This is a genomic window from Achromobacter sp. 77 (assembly GCF_020541125.1).
In the GTDB taxonomy this organism is placed as follows: Bacteria; Pseudomonadota; Gammaproteobacteria; order Burkholderiales; family Burkholderiaceae_B; genus Achromobacter; species Achromobacter mucicolens.
On the sequence record NZ_CP059848.1, the window covers coordinates 4,252,047 to 4,273,047 of the forward strand.

Consider the following 21,001-nt stretch of genomic DNA (forward strand, 5'->3'; position numbering starts at 1 on the left):
GGGCGGCGCTGAGCGCCGACCCGCGCCGCTTGCCCGGTCAGAACGCGACGTTGTCCTTTCCTTTCAATCCCAGCTTGGCCCGCGCCTCGTCCGGCGTGGCGACATCGAGGTTCAAGGCTTCGAGAATGCCGCGAATGCGTTCGACCTGAACGCGGTTGGATTCGGCCAGCTGACCCGGCCCGATCCATAGCGAATCCTCCAGCCCCACCCGCACGTTCGAGCCCATGGCTGCGCCGATGGTCGCCAAGGGCATCTGGTTGCGTCCGGCGCCCAGGATCGACCACTCGTAGTCGTTGCCAAACAGGCGGTCCGCCGTGCGTTTCATGTGCATCAGGTCTTCCGGATGCGGACCGATGCCGCCCAGGATGCCAAACACGGACTGGATGAAAGGCGGAGACTTGACCAGACCGCGGTCCACGAAATGGGCCAGGTTGTAGAGATGGCTGATGTCATAGCACTCGAATTCGAACCGCGTGCCGTTGGCGTTGCCCTGCGTCAGGATGGATTCGATGTCCTGGTACGTGTTGCGAAAGATCAGCGAGCGGCTGTTTTCCAGATGCTCGCGCTCCCAGTTGTGCTTGAACTCCGAGAAGCGGTCCAGCATGGGAAAGAGGCCGAAATTCATGGAACCCATGTTCAACGACGCCAGCTCCGGCTGGAACGTGGTGGCGGGCCGCATGCGCTCTTCTACCGTCATATGCGGGCTGCCGCCCGTGGTGATGTTGATGATGGCGTCGGTCTCGCGCTTGATGCGTTCCAGGAAGGGCTTGAACAGCGCCGGATCCTGGGAAGGCTTGCCGGTCTGGGGATCGCGCGCATGCAGGTGCAGCACTGCAGCGCCGGCCTTGGCGGCGCCAATGGCGGCCTCGGCGATCTCGTCGGCCGTGACCGGCAGATGCGGCGACATGCTAGGCGTGTGGATGGCGCCCGTCACGGCGCAGGTGATGACGACTTTCGATTTGGGCTTAGCCATTGTTGTCTCCGTTGCATTGTTTGTGACGCATGAGGCGCATCAGCTTTTCGTCACGCCAGAAGCGGCGAGCGGCAAGATCCTCTTCGGGCAGCAAGGCGCGCCGCTCGTCGGACAGTGAGTCGACCAGCGCGCCTTCCCAGGCCACGCAGTCGCCTTGCGTGGCCCCGATGGATTGGTACAGGCCGCCGTAACGCCGGCAGTAATCCGCGATGCCGCCCGGCGCATTCAGATCGATGGTTTCAAAGGGGCCCATGAAGGACCAGCGCAGGCCAAGTCCGTCCTTGACCGTGGTGTCGATGTCTTGCGCGCTGGCGATGCCCTGGCTTGCAAGACGGAAGGCCTCTTGCAGCAACGCGCCCTGCAGGCGGTTCAGGATGAAGCCTTCGATTTCGCGCCGCACAAGCACGGGCTTCTGGCCGATGCCCGTCATGATTTCGCGCGCACCCGCCAACGCTTCAGGACTGGTCCAGGGCGCCGGACACAGTTCGACCACAGGAATCAGATAAGGCGGATTGACGGGATGAGCGACCAGGCACCGGCGCCTGCCGGCAAGATGCTCGGTGAACTGGCTTGCCGGGATGCTGGACGTGGAACTGCCGATGATGGCGTGCGGTTCGGCCAAGGCATCCAGTTCGGAAAAGAGCGCACGCTTGATCTCCACGTTTTCCGGTGAGTTCTCCTGGACGTAGCTGGCGCCGGCCAGGGCTTCCTGCAGGCTGGAAGACACCTGCACACGATCGACGATGGCATCGGCGTCGTCCAGCAAGCCCTGCGCTTGCAGCACGCGCAGCTGCTGCAGGATCAGGGTGCGCGCCTCGGCGAGCATGGCGGCATTGACGTCGTGAAGCCGCACTTCCCAGCCCATGCGCGCAAAGACAATGGCCCACCCCTGCCCGATCAATCCCGTTCCAATGATGGCGGCGCGCCGCACGGCGTTTTCCGTGCCCATCAGTAGAGCTTCTGCGTGAAGCCGTCCACCACGATGGCCTGCCCGGTGACGCTGCGGGCGGCCTCGCTGGCGTTGAACAGGACCATGATGGCGATATCGCGCGCGGTGACCATGCGGCCAAGCACGGCCTGGTTTTCGTATTGGGCCGCGATCTCTTGAACCGGCCGGCCCAGCGTGTCGGCCTTGGCGGCGATCACCGCGCGAATGCGGGGACCTTCGACCGCGCCGGGCAGAATGGCGTTGACGCGGATGTTATGGGGACCCAGTTCGATGGCGAGCGACTTGGTGAAACCGATCACCGCCCACTTGGAGGCCGAATACACCGACCGGCCGGCGAACCCGAGGTGCCCGGCCGCCGACGACAGATTGATCATCACGCCCGCCTTCGACTCCTTGAGCAGCGCAATGGCCTGGCGCGCGCACAGGAACTGGCCCGTGATGTTGACGGCAAGGGTGCGATCCCAGTCCGCTTTGGAAAGCGTTTCCACAAAGCCCGTGGGACCGGCGACGCCGGCGTTGTTGATCAGGATGTCCAGGCCGCCCAGCGTCTGGCGGACCGCCGCGAAGAGCTGCTCGACGCTGGCCTCGTCAGACACATCGGCATGCGCCACGTGCACGCCGGGCAATTCGGTGGGCAAGGCTGCCAACCGCGCTTCATTGACATCGCACACGAACACGGTGGCGCCGGCACGATGAAAGACCTTGGCCATTTCCAGACCCAGCCCATCGGCGCCGGCGGTGATAAGCACTTTCTTGCCGTTGAAATCGACTTCCTCGAACATGCTCTTGTCTCCTCGGATCGTTCTTATGAGCGCGAATCATCATATACGATATATGATAAAACCGGCTATGCTGTGATCCGCCAAGCGGCCCTCACCTCGTGCAAAAGGCGTGGTCCGCCAGACGGAATCAAGTGTGGTTTTTTCTTGTATATCGGCCGCTGAGGCTTTATTCATGCGGTTTCAGGGAATTCCCTGATTCGGCATGCAGCGACCGCCACTAGAATCCAAGGCGAGGGTTTCACGCCCCGCCGGCACATATATCATATATAGCAAAAGACGGACGGACCTCAGGATCCAGTCCGCATCCCATACCGACAAAGGAGCGTAGACAGTGTTCAAGTTCAACAAAATTGTTTTGGCGCTGGGTGTGTGCGGCGCGCTGGCAAGCGGCACCGCAGCGGCCGACATGAAGGTAGGCGCCCTGTTCCCGTTCAGCGGCGCGCTTGCGCTGCTTGGACAGGAAAGCTATCGCGGACTGGAACTGGCCGTGAACGAGATCAACGCCGCGGGGGGAGTGAACGGCGAAAAGATCGAAATCATCAAGGCCGACGCCGTGGATCCCACGCAGGCCGTGTCGGAAACCAAGCGTCTGATCTCGGCCAACGTGGTCGGCGTCTTCGGCAGCTACGCGTCGGGCATTTCGTACGCCGCCTCGCCCGTGACCGAGCTGGCCGGCGTGCCCTACTTCGAGTTGGGCGCCACCGCGCACAAGATCACCACGCGCGGCTACAAGTACCTGTTCCGCAGCAATCCCAACACCGCGCTGTACGGCGTGTCGGTCGTGAATGCGCTGCACGAGACCATCGCGCCCGGCATGGGCCTGAACCCCAAGGACATCAAGATTGGCATCATCCACGAAGACGGCCCGTATGGGACCGACGTGGCGGCCACCGAAAAGAAACGCGCGCAGGAACTTGGCTACAACGTCGTCGAAGTTCTGCCCTACTCAGCCAAGACCGTTGACCTGTCTTCGCTGATCTTGCGCCTGAAGGGCGCCAAGGCCGACGTGGTGCTGCAGACGGCCTACCAGAACGACGCCATCCTGTTCTTCAGCCAGGCGCGTGCGGCGGGCTTCAAGCCCAAGGTCGTGATCGGCGCGGGCGGCGGCTATTCGCTTGCCGACACCGCCAAGGCCGTGGGCGCCGACATGAACGGCGTGTTCGACCTGGACTTCCCGCAAGCATCCATCAATCCGGCCGGCGCGCCGGGGCTGGACAAATTCCTGAAGGCCTACAAGGACACGTACAAGAGCGATCCGCAATCCGGTCACAGCCTGACCAACTACGTCGGCGCCAAGGCCTTCTTTGAAGCGATCGGCAACGCCAAGTCGACCGACAAGGACAAGATCCGCGCCGCGGTGCTGGCCTACAAGAAGCCCGCGGGCCAGACGGCCAATGGCTGGGGGTTCGACTTCGGCGAAGACGGACAGAACAACGCGTCCACCTTCTACGTGATGCAGTGGCAGGACGGCAAGCTCGTCACCATCGGTCCTGACAACCTCGCTCTCGGCAAGCCCATCTTCAAGAAATAAAGCGCGATGCCAGCGGCCGGACGCCGAGGGCTTGCAGCCCCGGTGCGCGTCCGGCATTACCCGGGGTTCGAGCGCCCCGTCCCTGGACGCTGCGGGACGGGGACGGGGCGCCTCCCGCACTTAGAGGTTGCACAATGGAATTATTCATTCAACTGGTCATCAATGGCCTGTTGCTGGGCGGCGCATACACGATCATCAGCCTGGGGCTGACACTCATCTTCGGCGTCGTGCGCGTCGTGAACTTCGCGCACGGCGAGTTCCTGATGATCGGCATGTACATGGTCTATCTGATCGCGGCGCAGTTCGGCATCCACCCCTACGCCGGCCTGATTCCTGTTGCCGTGATCCTGTTCGCGCTGGGCGCGCTGACGCAGAAGGGCATCATCCAGCCGTTGCTGCATGCCGACCAGCACATCCAGATCTTCGCCACGGTGGGGGTGTCCACCATCCTGCTGAATCTGGCGCTCGTGATTTTCGGGGCCAACGTGTACCGCGCGCCGGTGGAGCTGGGCACCAATGCCATCGACGTCGGCCCGTTCTCGATGGTCACCGGCCAGCTCGTCACCTTCGTCATCGGCCTGACCCTGGCCGTGCTGCTGCACCTGTTCATGCACCGCACCTATCTTGGCCGCGCGCTGCGCGCCGTGGCGCAGCACCGCTATGCCGCCACGCTGATGGGCGTGAACGTCAACAACGTGTACGCCATCGCCTTTGGCCTGGGCACCGCATTCGTGGGCATCGCCGCGGGTCTGCTCGCGCCGCAATATCCGGTGTTCCCGACGGTGGGCACGTACTTCGTGCTGACCGCGTTCGTCATCGTGGTTCTGGGCGGCCTGGGCAGCCTGTACGGCGCGGTCGCCGGCTCCATGATCATCGGCATCGTCGACACGCTGGCGGGCTTCTACATCGCGCCCGACCTGAAGGAAGTCGTCTATTTCGGGATCTTCCTCTTGATCCTTGTCCTGAAGCCGAACGGTCTGTTCGGCATCGGCACAGAGTGACCAGAACAACAAGGAGCAAGACGTGTTTCCCGACTTTCGACATCCCAAAGCCTACGTCAGCCTCATTCTGCTGATCACGATGTTCCTCGTGCCCGTCGTCATGGGCACGCCCTTCTGGACCAACCTCTTTGTCCTGCTGTTCGTGTTTTCCGCGCTGTCGGTTGCCTGGAACATCGTGGGCGGCTATGCCGGCCAGTTGTCCCTTGGCCACGCGGTGTTCTATGGCATCGGCGGCTACACGGCCACGCTGCTGACGCAGAACTTCGGCATCTCGCCGTGGATAGGCATGTTTGCGGGCGCGGCCATTTCCGCCGCCGTCGCCATCCTGATCAGCTATCCCACGCTGCGCCTGCGGGGTCCCTTCTTTGCGCTGGCGACCATCGCCATCCTGGAAGTCGTGCGCCTCCTGGTCATCCACGAGGAAAGCTGGACGGGTGGTTCCAGCGGCATCAGCCTGCCCTTGAACATCGGCTGGGCCTGGATCGTGTTTCGCGAGAAGATCAACTACGTCATCATCGCGTTCGGCCTGTTCGTGCTGGTGACCTGGGTCTCGTGGTACATCCGCAAGTCACGCATCGGGCATTACCTGATCGCAATCCGCGAACGCGAGGATGCGGCGCTTGCGGTTGGCATCCACACCGTGCGCGTGAAGATCATCGCCGCCGTCGTGTCGGCCGTGCTGACCAGCATCATCGGCACCTTCCACATCACGTATCTGACCTTCGTCGACCCCAGCTCCGCGTTCTCGCTCGAGCTGTCCATCCAGGTCGCGATGTTTGCGCTGATCGGCGGACTGGGCACCGTGTCCGGTCCCATCGCGGGCACTTTCCTGGTGCTGCCCATTGCGGAACTGGCGCGCGGCTGGCTCAGCAGCGTGGGCAACGGCATGCACGGGTTGATCTACGGCCTGATCCTGGTGGCGGTGGTGCTGACGATTCCGCGCGGTCTGGCCGGCGCGTTCGGGCCCTTCATCGAGCGCATGCTGGCGCGCCTGCCGTACCTGGGCACGCCCCCGGCCAAGCGCAAGCTCGCCGACGAGATCCGCATCCGCAACGCCACGCGCAGCGAGCAGCCTGTGCTGAAAGCGGAGGGCCTGTTCAAGAGCTTTGGCGGCCTGCGCGCCACCAACGACGTGTCGCTGACCCTCAACCAGCACGAGATCCTGGGCATGATCGGTCCCAACGGCGCCGGCAAGACGACGGTGTTCAACCTGCTGTCGGGCTTTCTGTCGCCGGACAAGGGCGACATCACGATGCGCGACGAGCAAGGCAACTGGGTCAGCTGCAAGACACCCGACGCCTTTGCGCACAAGGGCTTGGGCCGCACGTTCCAGATCGCCAAACCGTTCACGGGATTGACGGTGCTGGAGAACATCATGCTGGGCGCCTTCATTCACACGTCCGACCGCGACGAAGCCGAGCAAATCGCCCTGAAGGTGGCCGAGCAGACCGACCTGGTGAAGTACCTGAACACCGAGGCTCGCAGCCTCACGGTGGGCGGCATGAAGCGGCTGGAGGTGGCGCGGGCCCTGGCGATCAAGCCGCGCATCCTGCTGCTGGATGAAGTGATGGCGGGCCTGAATCCCACGGACATCGAGAAATCGATCCAGATGATCCGGCGCATCCGCGATTCCGGCGTCTCGGTGCTGCTGATCGAACACATGATGCAGGCGACGATGGCGCTGTCCGACCGCATCATCGTCCTGAACGAAGGCGGCGTGCTGGTCAGCGGCGCCCCGAAGGACGTGGTCGAGAATCCCGCCGTCATCGAAGCCTATCTGGGCAAGGAGTATCAGGATGCTTAAGGTGTCGAATCTGACGTCGGGCTATGGCAAGAGCCAGGTGCTCAACGGCTTGAATTTCGAGGTGCACGCGGGCGAGATCGTCACGCTGATTGGCGCCAATGGCGCGGGCAAGACCACCACGCTCAAAACGCTGTGCGGGGTGATCGCCGCCACGCAGGGCAAGGTGGAATTCGAAGGCCAGGATCTGACTAACCTCCAGCCCTACGACATCGTGGATGCCGGGATCACGATGATTCCCGAAGGGCGCCAGCTCTTTCCGCACTTCACGGTGCGCGACAACCTGCTGATGGGCTCGTACAAGCGGGCGGCCCGCCCGATCGTCGAGCGCAAGCTGGAGGAAGTGCTGCGCATCTTCCCGCGCGTGAAGGAACGGCTGAGCCAGTACGCCGGATCGCTGTCGGGCGGCGAACAGCAGATGGTCGCCATCGCGCGCGGCATGATGGCCGATCCGAAACTGCTGGTGTTCGACGAGCCTTCGCTGGGCCTGTCGCCGCTGCTGGTGCAGCAGATGTTCGACATCATCCGCGATGTCACCTCGCATGGCGTCACGGTGCTGCTGGTGGAGCAGAACGTGTTTCGCACACTGCGCCTGGCCGATCGCGGCTACGTGCTTGAGAACGGCGCGATCGTGCGCACGGGCACCGGCGCCGAACTGCTCAGCGATCCCCACGTCAAGAAGGCCTATCTGGGCCACTGAAATCCAAGGACCATCGTCTCATGTCACAACGCTGCACATTCATCGACCATGGCAAGGGCGGCGCGCCCGATTGCATGCGCGTCGCCGAACGCGACATGGAAGCGCCCACGGGACGCCAGGTGCTGATCGAAGTCGCCTACGCGGGCGTGAACCGCCCCGACGTGTTGCAACGCTCCGGATCCTATCCCCCGCCCCCGGGCGCTTCTCCGTATCTTGGCCTGGAAGTGTCCGGCACCATCGTCGCGACCGGGCCCCAGGCGCGTGACTGGAAGGTGGGCGACCAGGTCTGCGCACTGACGCCGGGCGGCGGCTATGCGCAATTCTGCATGGCCGACGAGCGGCACTGCCTGCCGGTGCCGCGCGGCATCGACCTGCTGACAGCCGCGGCCATTCCGGAGAACTATTTCACCGTCTGGACCAACGTGTTCGACCGGGCGCGCCTGGCGCAGGGCGAGAAGTTCCTGGTTCACGGCGGCTCCAGCGGCATCGGCCTGACCGCCATCCAGCTCGCGCGCGCGTTCGGCGCCGAAGTCTGGACCACCGTGGGCAACGCGCAAAAGGCGCAGGCGTGCATCAAGGCCGGGGCGCATCATGCCGTGCTGTACCGCGACACGGACTTCGAGTCCGCCGTGCGCGAGGGCACCGGCAACGCCGGCGTCGATGTGATCCTGGACATGGTGGGCGGCGCCTACATCAACAAGAATCTGCGGCTGCTGGCGCTGAACGGCCGGCTGGTGCAGATCGCCTTCCTGGAAGGCAGCAAGGCCGAGATCGACGCGCTGCCCATCATGACCAAGCGCCTGCAGTTCACGGGCTCCACCCTGCGCCCGCGCTCGGACGAGGACAAGGCCGCCATCGCGCAATCGCTGATACAGAAGGTGCTGCCGCTCATGGAGGCCGGACAGTGCCTGCCGCTGATCCACGAAGTCTTCCCGCTGGCCGAGGCCGCGCGCGCGCACGAACTGATGGAAAGCAGCAAGCACATCGGCAAGATCATGCTGCAGGTGAAGCCATGAGCGCACGCTTTGCGAACCAGACCGTCATCGTCACGGGCGCCGTGGGAGGCATCGGCTCGGCCATCGTCGAGGCGTTCCTGGCCAAAGGCGGTCGTGTCGGTCTTGTCGACTTCAACGCGCAGGCGGGCCAGGCTTACGAGCAGGAACTCAAGACGCGTGGCCACGACGTGTGCTTCGTGCCGGCTGACGTCGCGCATTTCGATCAGTGCCAGGCGGCCTATGATCGCATCACGCGCGATCTGGGCCCCGCGACCATCCTGGTCAACAACGTCGGCATCTCGCCCAAAACCAACGGCCGCGCGCTGAAGGTCTGGGAAATGCCGCCGGCAGAGTGGAACAACGTCGTCTCGGTGAACCTGAACAGCGTGTTCTACATGACGCATCTGGCCACGCCGCACATGGTGCAGGCGCGGCAGGGGCGCGTCATCAACATGTCGTCGGTGGCCGGCAAGGCGTATTGCGATATCGTGGCGGCGCATTATGCGGCCACCAAGGCCGGTCTGATCGGGCTGACGCGCCACTGGGCGGCGGAGCTTGGCGAGCACCAGGTGACGGTGAATGCGCTGGCGCCGGGACGCATCAGCACGCCCTTGCTGAAAAGCGTGCCGCAGGAAATCAATGACGCGGTGGCGTCCGTGACCGCGCTGCGGCGGCTGGGCACGCCCGAGGAAGTGGCGGACGCGTGCCTGTTCTTCGCGTCAGATCAGGCCCGTTTTGTGACCGGTCAGGTGCTGGACGTGGCCGGCGGCTGGCTCATGACCTAGCAAAAGGCCCGTTCGAATCGAACGGGCCTTTTACCGGGGCGCACGGGGTCAGGCCTGCACGCCCAGCCGGTAGACCACGGTGTCCAGGCGGCTTACGCCCGCCGACTGGAACTTGGGCTCTTTGTCGAGGATGTCGCGGCGGTCGATGATGACCGCAGGCGAAACGCCGGAAAAGATCGCCTGCACCTCGCTGTCCACCACGGAAAACGGGGGGCCGGCCATCTCTTCTTGGGGATAGTCCAGCGTGATGAGCAGTCCCCGGTAAGACGGCGACAGCTGACCGTAGACGTGCCGCACGTAGTCGGCACGCATCGCGTCGGGCAGCGCAACGAGCGCCGCGCGGTCATAGACGCCCACGCAATGCGACAGCACCTGGGCATCCAGCTTGAAAATGTCGCCGCAGACGATCTCGATGTTGCCGGCCACGTAATGGGTCCCGTACACCGAATCGTGAATCACTGGCCGCAGCTCGTTCTCGTCAAAGAATTGCTCGACGGCAAGCTTGGACAATTCCGCGCCCAGCACGTGATGGCCTTGGGCGGCCAGCCACACCATGTCCAGCGACTTGCCGCAAAGCGGCACGAGCACCTTGCCGCCCTTTGGCACGTCCAGCGACGGCCAATATTTCTGCAATAACGGCGTGACCCGCGTCTGATGAAAATGCGTGCGCCCTTCGCGCCACCGTTCCAGCCAGAATTCCGCGTCCATGACTTGTCTGCTCCTCCAAAGGATCCGTGTCGCACACGTTGCGCGCAGGACGATCGCTGGATTGTATTCCCGGGCCGGCACCAGCGCGCTTTTCCCCGCGCGCCGCGCTTTTGGGTATCTTATGTCCCCTCGCGTTCACTTCTCCGAGCCTCATGCAACGCCGCCCCCTGCTCCTGACCTTGGCCAGCCTGATCGCCGCACCGTTGCACGCCCTGGCATCGCCCAGCCGAGACGCCATCATCCGCGGCGTGTTTTCGGCGCCGGCAGACGGTTTGCCCTACACCGCGCAGCACGCCGCGCTGATGCGCCTGTTGCGCGTGCAGTGGATGCCGGTCGAGTCCGGGGCGCCCGCCATCGATTTCGAGCAGCCCCTGCTGGGCGGCGACGATACGCTGGCCATCGTCCGCCGCACGCTCGATACCGCCGACGACGCCCTGGCGGTGCGCAGGATGGCCGAAGTCTGCCGGCTGGTGCCGCGCTATGTGCGCGCGATCGGCAAGCTGTCGCCGGGCCGTTATGACGTGCCGGCCGAAATGCGCGAGGCCTTCGACTTTCCGGAAAGCGGCGTGGGAGCGGACGGCACGTTTGCACTGCGCGATGCGCACCTGATCCTGCTGCGCGCCGCCGACTGGCGCGAAGCCGAGGGGCCGGCGTTACAGGCCGTGCTGCGCGAAGGCGATCGCTTCTGGCCCATGCCCTACATCGATGGCAAGCGGCCGTACGGCGGCGCGAGCTTCTATCAGATCGACATGGCGCGGTTGCTCAAAGCGCCTTATCCGCTGGATGCCAGGGGCTATGCCGTCACCGAACCCGCCAAGGACGCCCGCCTGGCACGGCTGCATGCCGAAACGCTTGCCGCGCTGCAGGTGTTCCTGCGCCATTCCACTGCCGCCAAGCCGAAGCAGCAGCGTTAGGCGCCCTTTGCGCGGTGCATGAAGCTGCGGATGTCGTCCAGGATCGGCACCGCGGCCAGCAGCATCAGCAACAGCGCCAGCGGCCAGGTCGATCCAAAACCGAAGTTGTAGAACGAATACGCGCCGGTCACGCCGCCCACGAAGAACAGGCTCACCATCAGGCTCAGGACGGTGAGTTTGCCGCGGTCGGCCAGCACCCGCGGCATCGTCTGCGGATCGCCTTTGGCGACGTTCCAGTAAAACAGCTTGCCAAGCTCGATGCCGATGTCGGTCACCATGCCCGTGACATGCGTGGTGCGGATCTCGGACCGCGACACCTTGGTGATCATCGCGTTTTGCAGGCCCATGATGTAGCACAGCAGCATCACCGTGCCGGGCACGTAGAACCAGCGCAGCGTTTCGAGATTGGCGCCCAACAGACCGAAGACGAGCAGCAGCACGGCCTCGAGCAGCAGGGGCAACGCATATTCGCTGGCCAGCCGGGACCTGCGGCCAAAGTTGATCAGAAAGGCCGAGCTGGCGGCGCCGGCCATGAACGACAAGAGCGCCGCCAAGCCTTGCAGCACCACGATCACTCCGCCGAGCGCCATGTGATCCGCCATCATGGACACGATGCCGGACATGTGCGAGGTGTATTGCTGGACCGCGAGGAAACCGCCCGCGTTGACGGCGCCGGCGGTGAAGGTCAGCAGATAGGCAAGATGGCGGTTGGCTTGCGGGCTTCGGCTGACGGCGGTCAGCCGGCGCAGATACGGGATGGTCACGCCAGTCCTTTCAACAGAAGAGCGTATTCACTGCGATTTGGAAACCATTCTAGACGCGCCGGGGCGGGATCGATCAAGGCCGGGATACGGGATAGTAAACGCCGCCCAGCGCGCCGTTCAGACCGCAGTACGGCCGGCCTGCGGCATCGGCCGCCCCCGCCGGCGGGATTTCCGACACCACAAGGCCGTACCCCTTGCGCGACAACGTCAGCGTCCAGCCCTCGGCATCGGCGGTCTCGACGACCAGCACCTTGTTCTTGATGGCGCCCGTGCCCCGGACATCGCACACCCAACGGCCGTTTTCCGGATGCGCCGCGGAGCCGTCGAACGACAGGCTGCCATCGGGCTGCCGCTTGATCGAGACGCCGCCCGCGAGGTTCTCCCAGTCTCCCTCGAAGCCCTGCCGCCGCTTGAGCACCAGCGACGCAAGAAAGGCATCGCGGTACTTCAGGCGGTCGGCAAGTTCCTTTTGCGGCGGATCGTTGCCGGGCGGCGACGCAAACGCCTCGTCGCGCACCTGAACGAACCAGCGCTGGTCTTGCGTCAGCGCCTTGCCCGTCGCGGCATCGAAGGTCATCCTGGCCTTGCCGAAGTGTCTGGCAATGCTGGCATCCTGCCCGGCCAGCGCGCCATCGGCGCAGATCGCCTTTTCGACCTCGGTGCGCGCCTTGGCGCAATCGAACGAGGCCGTGCCGGCCGCCCAGGCGGCCGCGTTGCCCAGCGAGAGGCACAGCGCCAGCGCGGCCAGACGGCGATTCATAGGGAAAATTCCCGCAGGTTGGCGACCCGCTCAGCCAGGCCTTCCGCGCCCAGGTAGTGCCCCAGCGAGCCCGCGCGCACGCGCTTGAGGTCTTCCTGGTAGCGGCCGGCCATCGAATCGCGGACCTGGGCATAGGCGTCGGCAAGCCCATCCCCGCACGCCTGCGCGATCAGACGCGCGGCTTCCGGGGATCCGCAGGCGACGCAGCGCGCCACACCCAGCGCATCGGGCACGGCGCCGTGCGCCAGCAGCGCGGCGACCAGCGCGACGGGCGGCTGCCGGTCGAACCGGTGCAGGGCCGTCGGGCTGACCGGCGCGCCCGCGTCCAGCAGCGCCTGAGCCGCGGCGTACGCATGCTGCATCAGGGCCACGTCCAGCGGTTGGGCGCTGCCGCGCAGCGGCGCATCGAAGCGCATGCCCTGCGCCGCCAGGCGATGCACGAGCCCGGCGTCATCGTGCGACAACGCGTGCTGCAAGGCCAGCGTGGCTAGACTGGGGGTGCCGGCCAGCGTGCCGGCCTCAAGGGGGCCGCGCCAGTCCACCAGCGCCCGCCGGTGGAAGGCGGCCACGCGGTCGGCAAGCGCCTGCGGCATCCCATGGTCGGACACGCGCTCATCCAGATACTCCAGCACGCGCAGGCCGGTGCTGTTCTCGTCTTCGTCGGGGTCGGTTTCCAGGCGGAGCGCGGCAAAGGCCGCGAGCAGGTCCGGGGCGATCGTGGCGATGCCGTCCTGCTGCAAGGCGTGCGTCCAGCCCGGCAGGCCCTGCTTCCACGCGACCACACTGCCGGCTTGCGGGCCTGGCTCCACGGCGACGTAGATGCGGTCGCAGTATTCGAAACCGCCAATCGGCAGATAGCACAACTTCCTGTTCCAGGTGGCGCCGTCCTCGGCGGCGGCGTCCTGGGCGCACTCCTGTTCGTGCTCGATCCAGCCTTGCAGGTCACGATAGTGATCGCTGCCGTCATAGAAGAGTTCGGACCAGCTCAAGGCCTCTTCATTGCCATCCATCTGAGCGCGCAGGTCGTACGCCAGTTCGCCCCCGGCGGTGAGCCGCCACAGGTCGAGCAGCGCGGGCGGGAGCGGCCCTTCGCACAGGGCCTGGATCTCGGCGATACGGGCGTCGGGCAATGGCGGCTGCACATCGATCAGCAGGCGGTCCGCGAACACCGCGATGCCGTGCTCGCGCAAGGCCTGCAGTTCGGCCGACGTGAAAAACTCGCTCATGGTGATGCTTCAAGGAAAAAGGGACTGGTCCGATTCTACTAGCGAGCGGTGAATCGTCGCCGGGCCAAGATGGCCGACCGCCGTTGATTTACGGCGTTTGTCCTGGGCCTTCTCCATGAGGCTGCGCGGCATCCCTCCGGCGCGGACCGGCGGCAGGACGCCGGTCCGCGAGGATTTCCCTAGCGCGGCGCGGGTCAGGCCTCGCCCGATTCGCGCAACTGCTGGCGCCGGTATTCGCCCTGCCGCACATGCATCCAGCCCGGGTATTCCGGCGGCAGCGCGCTGACCTTGTCCAGCGCGGCCAGTTCCTCCCCGGTCAGCCGGATGTCCGTGGCCGCCAGGTTGTCCTCGAGCTGATCCACGCGCTTGGCGCCGATGATGACGCTGGTGACGACCGGCTGGTGCAGCAGCCAGGCCAGCGCAACCTGCGCCACCGACACGCCCCGCGCATCCGCAATCAGCCGCAGCGCGTCGATGCTGTCGTAGGCGCGTTCGCGGTTCACGGGCGGGAAATCGAACGCCACGCGGCGGCTGCCCGCCTCGGCTTCGCCGTCCCGGCCGTACTTGCCGCTGAGCAGGCCCCCGGCCAGCGGACTCCACACCATCAGCCCGACGCCCTCGCTTTGCAGCATGGGGACGAGCTCGCGTTCCAGATCACGCCCGGCAACCGTGTAATAGGCCTGCAGCGACTCGAAGCGCGCCAATCCCAGGCGTTCGGAAATGCCAAGCGCCTTCATGATCTGCCAGGCGGCCCAGTTCGACACGCCGATATAGCGCACATGGCCATGCTGCACCAGCGTGTCCAGCGCGCGCAGGGTTTCCTCGATGGGCGTGGCCGGGTCGAAGCCGTGGATCTGATAGAGGTCGATATGGTCGAGCTGCAAGCGCGACAGGCTTTTCTTCACGCCGTCCAGGATGTGCACGCGCGAATTGCCCCGCGCGTTCACGCCCGCGCCGGTCGGTCCGAAGACCTTGGTGGCAATCACGACGTCTTCGCGCGGGATGTTCAGATCGCGCAGGGCCTGGCCCGTGATGATTTCCGAACGTCCTTCGGAGTAGACGTCCGCCGTATCGATGAAATTGATGCCCGCGTCCAGCGCGCGTCCCACCAGGCGGTTGGCGTCCTCCTGCTGCAGGCTGCCGATCTTGCTCCAGAGCTCGCCTTCGCCGCCAAAGGTCATGGTGCCCAGGCACAGCTCCGAGACGAACAGGCCCGTGCTGCCGAATTTCTTGTATCGCATGTTTGCTCCTTCAGGGGCTGGCGGGCGCGCCGGGTTCCGGAACGGAACACCGCTGCGGCAGCCTGCCGGGGTGCGGACAGTATGCGACGGCCGGGCCCGGCACGCGCTGCTTGATCCTGCCCTTTTTTTGCCTGATTCTCCGGCACGGCAGCCAGGCCGGACCGACCCGTCGTTTTCTCCGGAATTCCTGCCTGATTCTCCATTCCCCCACGTGGACCCGCCGCCTGAGGCCGGAGTTGGCAATACACTGGCGGACACCCAATCCTCCGCCGCCGTCGCCTCGCAAGGTGACGAACGGTGCGCCTGCGAGAGCCCGTCAATGTCCCTGAATCCTGCCCGATCCCTCGCCCCCACCGGCGCCGGTCACGACGCCGCCAGCGAACTGGCGCGGTCCGAGCTGCTGCGCATGCTGGAGCGCATGACCGGCAATCTGGAAGGGGCGCTGGATACGCCGATCGAAGGCTTGTACCTGCACCGGCTGTCGCAGCCTTCCGGGGCGAAGCCGGTCCTGCAGAAGGCGGCGCTGGCGGTCATTGCCCAGGGGTCGAAACGCCTGCTCATCGGCGAGGAGACCTATGAATACGATCCCTTCCATTTCCTGATCTCGTCGGTGGACCTGCCCGTGGTGGCCAAGGTGTCCGTCGCCAGTCCCACCCTGCCCTATCTGGGCTTGCGGGTGGACCTGAACCCCGAGGAGATCACCGCGCTCATCAGCGATGAAAACCTGCCGCCGCTGGTTTCTTTGGAAGCCTCGCGCGCGCTGTGCGTCAACCCGCTGGGCAGCACCCTGCTGGACGTCGTGCTGCGTCTGCTGCGGCTGCTGGACACCCCCCGCGACATTCCGATCCTGGCGCCGATGATCAAGCGCGAACTGCTGTACCGCCTGCTCATGAACGGCCAGGGTGTCGTGCTGCGCCAGACGGTGCTGCAAGACAGCCAGCTCAACCGCGTGGCCAAGGCGATCCGCATCCTGCGCGACAATTTCGCGCAACCGTTGCGGGTGGAAGAGATTGCGCGCGACGTGCACATGAGCGTGTCGTCGCTGCATCATCATTTCAAGCAGGCCACCGCCATGAGCCCGCTGCAATATCAGAAGCACCTGCGGCTGCAGGAAGCGCGGCGGCTGATGCTGACGGACGATGCCGGCGTGGCGCTGGCCGCGCATGCCGTGGGCTACGAGAGTTCCTCGCAGTTCAGCCGCGAGTACAGCCGCCTTTTCGGCGCGCCGCCGCTGCGCGACAAGCAGCGCTGGAAGGACGAGACCGCGCTGGCCGCCTGAGCGCTGCCCCGACCCGCGGGTCCCAAGCCGATCTCCCCCCAAGCCTCGAAGACGACCCGGATTTGTCCGCGTAATGCCGCATTTCTAGGGAATCGGCGCCGCGCGCCTTAATATGCTCGGCGGCCCACCGACGACCTGAGAGGATTTTGCATGCACGACCTGAATGACCTTTATTTCTTCGTGGAGGTCGTCAAGCATGGCGGATTCGCGCCGGCCGGCCGGGCGCTGAACATCCCGAAATCGCGCCTGAGCCGGCGCATTGCCCAACTGGAAGAGCGCCTTGGCGTGCGCCTGATCCAGCGGTCCACGCGGACGTTCGCCGTGACCGAACTTGGGCAGGAATACTACGACCAGTGCCTGGCAATGCTGGCGGGCGCCGAAGCGGCGCAGGATGTCATCGACCGCACCCACGCTGAACCGCAAGGCACCATCCGCATCGCCGCGCCGCCCGCGCTCATTTACTACTTCCTGGGCAACGTGGTGGCGCGTTACATGGAAAAGTGCCCGAAGGTGAACGTCTACCTGAAGAGCTTCAGCCGGCCCGTGGACGTGCTGCGTGAAGGCTTTGACCTGGCCGTGCGGGTGCGCTTTGGCGCCATCGAAAGCAGCGATCTCGTGATGAAGAACCTGGGCATGAGCTGCCAGAGCCTGGTCGCCAGCCCCGCGCTGGCCCGCTCGTTGCCCGACCCCGCCGACTTGCAGACGATCAGCCGGCAACCCACCCTGGCGCTTGGGACCGAGCAGCGCGAATGCCAATGGCGCCTGCTGGGCCCCGGCAACGCGCGCCTTGCCGTTCCCTTCATGCCCAGGCTGGTCACGGACGACATGCTGGCGCTCAAGCAGGCCGCGCTGCGCGGTGTGGGCGTCGTGGCCCTGCCCCTTCTGATGATCCGCGAGGAACTTGACGCGGGCACGCTCGTGACCGTGGGCGCCCCCTGGCAACCCGAGCCGGGCAGCGTGCATGCCGTCTTTCCGTCGCGCCGCGGCCTGCTGCCGGCCGTGCGCGAACTGTTGGATTTCATGGGCGCGGAGTATCGTGAAAACGCGCGCCGAGAGGCTGAAACCCAGGCGCGCCACGGCATTCCCACGCTGAACGCGCTATCGCCGGCGTTCAATTTATAGAACGCTGAGGTGCAAATCACCGGACTACCGGCTGTATCGTCCTGAAATTAGTATTCCTTCTACGCACTCAGCGTTGTTCTCAACACCGCGCACCACTGCGCAAAACTGAATCGACCAAAGGAATCAGCCATGACCAAGCCCTACGTTAAGCTCGACAAGTCCCAAGCCGCCGTTCTGCTGGTGGATCACCAGGCGGGCCTGCTGTCCCTGGTGCGCGACTTCCAACCCGATCAATTCAAGAACAACGTGCTGGCCTTGGCCGACCTGGCCGAATACTTCAAGCTTCCCACGATCCTGACGACCAGTTTCGAAGACGGCCCCAACGGCCCGCTGGTCCAGGAGCTGAAGGACAAATTTCCCGACGCGCCGTACATCGCCCGCCCCGGCAACATCAATGCCTGGGACAACGAAGACTTCGTCAAGGCGGTCAAGGCAACCGGCAAGAAGCAACTGATCATCGCCGGCGTCGTGACCGAAGTTTGCGTCGCCTTCCCCGTGCTGTCGGCCATCGAAGAGGGTTTTGACGTGTTCGTCGTGACCGATGCGTCGGGCACCTTCAACGAAGTCACCCGCGACGCGGCGTGGCGACGCATGGAACAGGCCGGCGCACAGCTGATGTCGTGGTTCGGCGTGGCGTGCGAACTGCACCGCGACTGGCGCAACGACGTGGAAGGCCTGGGCACCCTGTTCGCCAACCATATCCCCGACTACCGCAACCTGATGGCTTCGTATTCGGCCTTCAAGTCGACCAAGTAAGGCGCGCGGCCGAACTGCCGGCCGTAACCCGCTGAGACGGCAATGAAAAAGGCCCAGGCGATATGCCTGGGCCTTCGTCATTTCGCCTTGCGGGCGAAGGGATATGCCTGTTGCGCCAGGAAGGTTCCTGGCATGTCGTTGTCCAGAATGCCGTAGTGCTGCGGCAACCGGTTGCCCACCCCGCGCACCGCGGTGCCGAACAGGTAGTCGATGAAGGAAAAGTGCGCCGCGTAGTTCTTGTCGATCGCCTCGGTATCGGACGAATGGTGCCAGTGGTGAAAGTCCGGCGTAACGATGATGTAGCGCAGCCAACCCCATGGCAGCTTCACGTTGGAATGGATCAGCACCGCCTGGAAACCCACGATGATGATGTAGGCGTCGAGCACCGCCTTGGAAAACCCCAGCACGAACAACACGCCCAGCACGGCCACGCGCGTGATCAGCAGTTCCACGATGTGCAGCCGCGAGCCTGCCAGCCAATCCAGCGTGCGCGTGCTGTGGTGCACTGCATGGAAGCGCCACATGAACGGCACCTCGTGATAGATACGGTGCGCGGCGTACTGCGCCAGGTCCGCCACCAGCACCGCCACGAAAAGCTCGAGCAGATACGGCATGGACTGGATGGCCTGCTGCAGCGGTTCATAGGCCGCCCAGGAGAACAGGCGGTGAATGAAGAAGTTGATGCACAGCAGCACGGCCCCCACCGACAGGTGATTAAAGAGGAAGTGCTTCATGTCCACCTGCCACTCGCCCCGGAATACGGGCTGGCCGGGGTAGAGCGGTGTCAACTTTTCGAAAATGATGAAGACGGTGCTGGACGCCAAGAGGTCGAGGATGAACCAATCGAGTCCCAGATAGGGGTGGCCGCCTGCGTTCGATGCCGTGACGGCAACCTGGCTGCCGCCCGCGGCCACCGCGCAGCAGACCAGCACGAAGGCCGAGATATTCAGCCAGCGCTGGCGGCCAAGCACGGTATTGGCCAGCGCGATCGAGCCCGACACCAGCAGCGCGCTGAACAGCAGCGTGCGCATCGCCTCCACCGAATAGAAGCTGCGCAGCTCCGGCGTGGTGAGGTAGGCGGGAAAGTGGAACGCCAGCACGCCCAGCACCGAAAGGATCGCCAGGAAGAGCGCGATCACGCCGCTCATCATGCCGGTGCCGGGGTGGATCCGGCCATCCTGTTTGAAAAGGTCCATCACTCTGCGGTAGACCGGGGCGCGCTCTTTCATGGGTGTTCTGGAACAGTCCAAAGGGAAGCGAGTGTATCGCCGGGGACAGGGCGTTCTGTAATGAAAGGTGAACGTACGCGACAGAATGACTCATTTCAAGGAGCCCTTGCGCCCCATCAACGGGCGGGAGGCACGCCGCGGTCCCTGAGGTTGACAAGCCGTTGGCGTTGGCGTGTCATGGGCTTGACGCTGATGAGGGCGTCGAGCCAGGCGCATCGTCGGTCCCGTCAACCGGTTCCTCAAGAGGCCTTTATGTTCCCTGAATACCGCGAGCTCATTACCCAACTGAAATCCGAAAACGCTCACTTTTCGGCGCTGTTCCAGCGGCACAACGATCTGGACCAGGAAATCCAGAACATGGAGGACGGCATCACGCCGTCCTCGGGCACCGCGATCGAGGTGCTTAAAAAAGAAAAACTGCACCTCAAGGACAAGCTCTACGGACTGCTCCGCGCAGCCGACCAGAACGGTCACGACAAGCGCAACGGCAGCTGACCTGCCGCCCCATGCGGGCTACATCAGTTCCAGGCCCGCGCCCTTGACGACGGCGGCGTACTTCGCCATTTCGGACCGAAAGTACGCCACCGTCTGCTCAGGCGGCATCAGGACGATACGGTTGTTCTGAGTCGCCATCGACTGCTTGACCTTCAGCGAGTTGAACGCGCGCGCGAGCGCATCAAATCCCTCATCCTTCTGGCGGACGGCAAAGGCGGCGGTGCGCTGCTACGCTGCCCTACCCTCGTCCATCAAGGAACGTCCGCCATGAGAACCGCAGTTGGCGTCGCGTGCGCATTGGCCATGCTGCAGTGCGGCGGTCCGGCCTTTGCCCAGTATGTGGTGCGCACCCAGGACATGAGCGGCAAGTGGAGCGTGCCCAACCCGCAATACGAAGGCGTGCCCGAGCTCTTTCGCGCCAGTTCCGGCGCCAAGCGCGCGTGCCTGGATCGCGGCCCGCCCAGCAACCTGTACCGAGCGACCAAGGTGATCGACCTGCGCACAGGCGAAGAAGTGCTGGTCGTCGACTGCATCCCGATTCGCGCCGAGCAGCGCCAGCGGTCGGAACAGATTCGGGCGAACGCCTCGAAGGCGGCGCCGGCGCAGTGAGGCATTGCCCTGCGGCGCGACGCCTGGTGAAACTGCGTGCTATCGCGTCCGGGCGCCGTCCTTCTCGCCAGCGGACGAATTCACGTATTCCTTGACCGTGCCGTCCTTGTTGTAAGTCACGGTCAGCGTGCGCTGATCCTGCATGGCGCCGAACTCGCTGTTGTTGAAGTAGAACCACGACGCCGTGCGCAGCCCCTGCTTATTGACGCTCTGCGTGCGGGGCGGGCCAAAGTCGCGAACCATCTCATCGAACGTCGTGACGTTGATCTTGATGGCTTGCACCTTCGATTGCGTGACCAGGTCTCCCGGCGCGGGCGAGGCGCAACCCGCCACGAGCGCGGCCACGAAAAGCACGGACGATCTCATTGAATTTCCCCAATC

The 21,001-nt window shown here is 64.6% G+C and carries 21 protein-coding genes and 1 pseudogene; 12 read left to right on the forward strand and 10 right to left on the reverse strand.

The features are described 5' to 3' along the window. Positions 1 to 37: 37 nt before the first annotated feature. From H4P35_RS19725 to H4P35_RS19735, 3 genes are read right to left on the reverse strand one after another with little or no spacing between them, the layout of a single operon-like run. Entirely contained in the window at positions 38 to 973 is a 936-nt protein-coding gene (locus tag H4P35_RS19725) for a 3-keto-5-aminohexanoate cleavage protein (RefSeq protein ID WP_226846638.1), read from the reverse strand. Beyond that, complete coding sequence (locus H4P35_RS19730; RefSeq protein WP_226846639.1) at positions 966 to 1,922, reverse strand: 3-hydroxyacyl-CoA dehydrogenase; 957 nt, start codon at positions 1,920 to 1,922, stop codon at positions 966 to 968. The genes H4P35_RS19725 and H4P35_RS19730 overlap by 8 nt, the downstream gene beginning before the upstream one ends. Next, the gene (locus H4P35_RS19735; RefSeq protein WP_226846640.1) at positions 1,922 to 2,704 is read right to left on the reverse strand and encodes an SDR family oxidoreductase; all 783 of its coding nucleotides are present in this window, start codon (positions 2,702 to 2,704) and stop codon (positions 1,922 to 1,924) included. The genes H4P35_RS19730 and H4P35_RS19735 overlap by 1 nt, the downstream gene beginning before the upstream one ends. 331 nt (positions 2,705 to 3,035) lie before the next feature. On the opposite strand from H4P35_RS19735, the gene H4P35_RS19740 reads away from it, so the two are divergent. From H4P35_RS19740 to H4P35_RS19765, 6 genes are all read left to right on the forward strand, one after another. After that, positions 3,036 to 4,235, forward strand: coding sequence for an ABC transporter substrate-binding protein (locus tag H4P35_RS19740; RefSeq protein ID WP_056326909.1), 1,200 nt, complete (start codon positions 3,036 to 3,038; stop codon positions 4,233 to 4,235). 134 nt (positions 4,236 to 4,369) lie between these two features. Further along, entirely contained in the window at positions 4,370 to 5,236 is an 867-nt protein-coding gene (locus tag H4P35_RS19745) for a branched-chain amino acid ABC transporter permease (RefSeq protein WP_056326907.1), read from the forward strand. A 22-nt stretch (positions 5,237 to 5,258) separates the two neighbouring features. After that, on the forward strand, positions 5,259 to 7,040 hold the full coding sequence (locus H4P35_RS19750) for an ATP-binding cassette domain-containing protein (protein WP_062841763.1): 1,782 nt from the start codon (positions 5,259 to 5,261) through the stop codon (positions 7,038 to 7,040). After that, positions 7,033 to 7,737, forward strand: coding sequence for an ABC transporter ATP-binding protein (locus tag H4P35_RS19755; RefSeq protein WP_062841762.1), 705 nt, complete (start codon positions 7,033 to 7,035; stop codon positions 7,735 to 7,737). The genes H4P35_RS19750 and H4P35_RS19755 overlap by 8 nt, the downstream gene beginning before the upstream one ends. Before the next feature lie 20 nt (positions 7,738 to 7,757). Beyond that, a complete protein-coding gene (locus H4P35_RS19760; protein ID WP_175155022.1) occupies positions 7,758 to 8,753 on the forward strand; it encodes an NAD(P)H-quinone oxidoreductase in 996 nt (331 codons plus the stop codon). Further along, positions 8,750 to 9,517, forward strand: coding sequence for an SDR family NAD(P)-dependent oxidoreductase (locus H4P35_RS19765; RefSeq protein WP_226846641.1), 768 nt, complete (start codon positions 8,750 to 8,752; stop codon positions 9,515 to 9,517). The genes H4P35_RS19760 and H4P35_RS19765 overlap by 4 nt, the downstream gene beginning before the upstream one ends. Positions 9,518 to 9,565: 48 nt before the next feature. On the opposite strand, the gene H4P35_RS19770 is transcribed toward H4P35_RS19765, so the two are convergent. Next, complete coding sequence (locus tag H4P35_RS19770) at positions 9,566 to 10,225, reverse strand: thiopurine S-methyltransferase (RefSeq protein WP_226846642.1); 660 nt, start codon at positions 10,223 to 10,225, stop codon at positions 9,566 to 9,568. Between the two features lie 152 nt (positions 10,226 to 10,377). On the opposite strand from H4P35_RS19770, the gene H4P35_RS19775 reads away from it, so the two are divergent. Next, a complete protein-coding gene (locus tag H4P35_RS19775; protein WP_226846643.1) occupies positions 10,378 to 11,139 on the forward strand; it encodes a hypothetical protein in 762 nt (253 codons plus the stop codon). An 11-nt stretch (positions 11,140 to 11,150) separates the two neighbouring features. Here the strand turns inward: H4P35_RS19775 and H4P35_RS19780 are convergent. From H4P35_RS19780 to H4P35_RS19795, 4 genes and pseudogenes are all read right to left on the reverse strand, one after another. Next, a pseudogene (locus H4P35_RS19780) lies at positions 11,151 to 11,903 on the reverse strand (YoaK family protein); the annotation flags it as partial. Positions 11,904 to 11,976: 73 nt separating this feature from the next. Further along, entirely contained in the window at positions 11,977 to 12,663 is a 687-nt protein-coding gene (locus tag H4P35_RS19785) for a lysozyme inhibitor LprI family protein (RefSeq protein ID WP_175155025.1), read from the reverse strand. Continuing rightward, positions 12,660 to 13,889 (reverse strand): SMI1/KNR4 family protein, encoded by a 1,230-nt coding sequence (locus tag H4P35_RS19790; protein WP_226846644.1) that lies wholly within the window; start codon positions 13,887 to 13,889, stop codon positions 12,660 to 12,662. Before H4P35_RS19790 ends, H4P35_RS19785 begins: the two co-directional genes overlap by 4 nt. 194 nt (positions 13,890 to 14,083) lie before the next feature. Next, a complete protein-coding gene (locus H4P35_RS19795; protein ID WP_152385187.1) occupies positions 14,084 to 15,130 on the reverse strand; it encodes an aldo/keto reductase in 1,047 nt (348 codons plus the stop codon). A 319-nt stretch (positions 15,131 to 15,449) separates the two neighbouring features. Between H4P35_RS19795 and H4P35_RS19800 the strand changes: the two genes are divergently transcribed. The 3 genes from H4P35_RS19800 (at position 15,450) to ycaC (ending at position 18,287) form a co-directional block, all read left to right on the forward strand. After that, positions 15,450 to 16,409, forward strand: a complete 960-nt coding sequence (locus H4P35_RS19800) for an AraC family transcriptional regulator (RefSeq protein ID WP_226846645.1) — start codon at positions 15,450 to 15,452, stop codon at positions 16,407 to 16,409. A 150-nt stretch (positions 16,410 to 16,559) separates the two neighbouring features. Next, complete coding sequence (locus tag H4P35_RS19805; RefSeq protein WP_062841754.1) at positions 16,560 to 17,531, forward strand: LysR substrate-binding domain-containing protein; 972 nt, start codon at positions 16,560 to 16,562, stop codon at positions 17,529 to 17,531. Positions 17,532 to 17,660: 129 nt separating this feature from the next. After that, positions 17,661 to 18,287 (forward strand): isochorismate family cysteine hydrolase YcaC, encoded by a 627-nt coding sequence (ycaC, locus tag H4P35_RS19810; RefSeq protein WP_056326882.1) that lies wholly within the window; start codon positions 17,661 to 17,663, stop codon positions 18,285 to 18,287. 77 nt (positions 18,288 to 18,364) lie between these two features. Here ycaC and H4P35_RS19815 read toward each other — a convergent pair whose 3' ends face one another. Next, positions 18,365 to 19,516, reverse strand: coding sequence for a sterol desaturase family protein (locus tag H4P35_RS19815; RefSeq protein WP_056326880.1), 1,152 nt, complete (start codon positions 19,514 to 19,516; stop codon positions 18,365 to 18,367). 252 nt (positions 19,517 to 19,768) lie between these two features. Here H4P35_RS19815 and H4P35_RS19820 point away from each other — a divergent pair, with 252 nt between their 5' ends. Then, positions 19,769 to 20,011 carry a YdcH family protein gene (locus tag H4P35_RS19820; protein WP_056326879.1) on the forward strand — a complete coding sequence of 81 codons (243 nt, stop codon included), beginning with the start codon at positions 19,769 to 19,771 and terminating at the stop codon, positions 20,009 to 20,011. 267 nt (positions 20,012 to 20,278) lie between these two features. Then, a complete protein-coding gene (locus H4P35_RS19825) occupies positions 20,279 to 20,620 on the forward strand; it encodes a hypothetical protein (RefSeq protein WP_226846646.1) in 342 nt (113 codons plus the stop codon). A gap of 39 nt (positions 20,621 to 20,659) precedes the next feature. Here H4P35_RS19825 and H4P35_RS19830 read toward each other — a convergent pair whose 3' ends face one another. After that, positions 20,660 to 20,986, reverse strand: coding sequence for a hypothetical protein (locus H4P35_RS19830; protein WP_174245427.1), 327 nt, complete (start codon positions 20,984 to 20,986; stop codon positions 20,660 to 20,662). Positions 20,987 to 21,001: the final 15 nt, after the last annotated feature.

Bases quoted from the DNA above. Each gene is read 5' to 3' on its own strand.
- H4P35_RS19725 (WP_226846638.1), bottom strand. From the start codon at position 973: ATGGCTAAGCCCAAATCGAAAGTCGTCATCACCTGCGCCGTGACGGGC.
- H4P35_RS19730 (WP_226846639.1), bottom strand. From the start codon at position 1,922: ATGGGCACGGAAAACGCCGTGCGGCGCGCCGCCATCATTGGAACGGGA.
- H4P35_RS19735 (WP_226846640.1), bottom strand. From the start codon at position 2,704: ATGTTCGAGGAAGTCGATTTCAACGGCAAGAAAGTGCTTATCACCGCC.
- H4P35_RS19745 (WP_056326907.1), top strand. From the start codon at position 4,370: ATGGAATTATTCATTCAACTGGTCATCAATGGCCTGTTGCTGGGCGGC.
- H4P35_RS19755 (WP_062841762.1), top strand. From the start codon at position 7,033: ATGCTTAAGGTGTCGAATCTGACGTCGGGCTATGGCAAGAGCCAGGTG.
- H4P35_RS19760 (WP_175155022.1), top strand. From the start codon at position 7,758: ATGTCACAACGCTGCACATTCATCGACCATGGCAAGGGCGGCGCGCCC.
- H4P35_RS19765 (WP_226846641.1), top strand. From the start codon at position 8,750: ATGAGCGCACGCTTTGCGAACCAGACCGTCATCGTCACGGGCGCCGTG.
- H4P35_RS19770 (WP_226846642.1), bottom strand. From the start codon at position 10,225: ATGGACGCGGAATTCTGGCTGGAACGGTGGCGCGAAGGGCGCACGCAT.
- H4P35_RS19775 (WP_226846643.1), top strand. From the start codon at position 10,378: ATGCAACGCCGCCCCCTGCTCCTGACCTTGGCCAGCCTGATCGCCGCA.
- H4P35_RS19785 (WP_175155025.1), bottom strand. From the start codon at position 12,663: ATGAATCGCCGTCTGGCCGCGCTGGCGCTGTGCCTCTCGCTGGGCAAC.
- H4P35_RS19790 (WP_226846644.1), bottom strand. From the start codon at position 13,889: ATGAGCGAGTTTTTCACGTCGGCCGAACTGCAGGCCTTGCGCGAGCAC.
- H4P35_RS19795 (WP_152385187.1), bottom strand. From the start codon at position 15,130: ATGCGATACAAGAAATTCGGCAGCACGGGCCTGTTCGTCTCGGAGCTG.
- H4P35_RS19800 (WP_226846645.1), top strand. From the start codon at position 15,450: ATGTCCCTGAATCCTGCCCGATCCCTCGCCCCCACCGGCGCCGGTCAC.
- H4P35_RS19805 (WP_062841754.1), top strand. From the start codon at position 16,560: ATGCACGACCTGAATGACCTTTATTTCTTCGTGGAGGTCGTCAAGCAT.
- ycaC (WP_056326882.1), top strand. From the start codon at position 17,661: ATGACCAAGCCCTACGTTAAGCTCGACAAGTCCCAAGCCGCCGTTCTG.
- H4P35_RS19815 (WP_056326880.1), bottom strand. From the start codon at position 19,516: ATGAAAGAGCGCGCCCCGGTCTACCGCAGAGTGATGGACCTTTTCAAA.
- H4P35_RS19820 (WP_056326879.1), top strand. From the start codon at position 19,769: ATGTTCCCTGAATACCGCGAGCTCATTACCCAACTGAAATCCGAAAAC.
- H4P35_RS19825 (WP_226846646.1), top strand. From the start codon at position 20,279: ATGAGAACCGCAGTTGGCGTCGCGTGCGCATTGGCCATGCTGCAGTGC.
- H4P35_RS19830 (WP_174245427.1), bottom strand. From the start codon at position 20,986: ATGAGATCGTCCGTGCTTTTCGTGGCCGCGCTCGTGGCGGGTTGCGCC.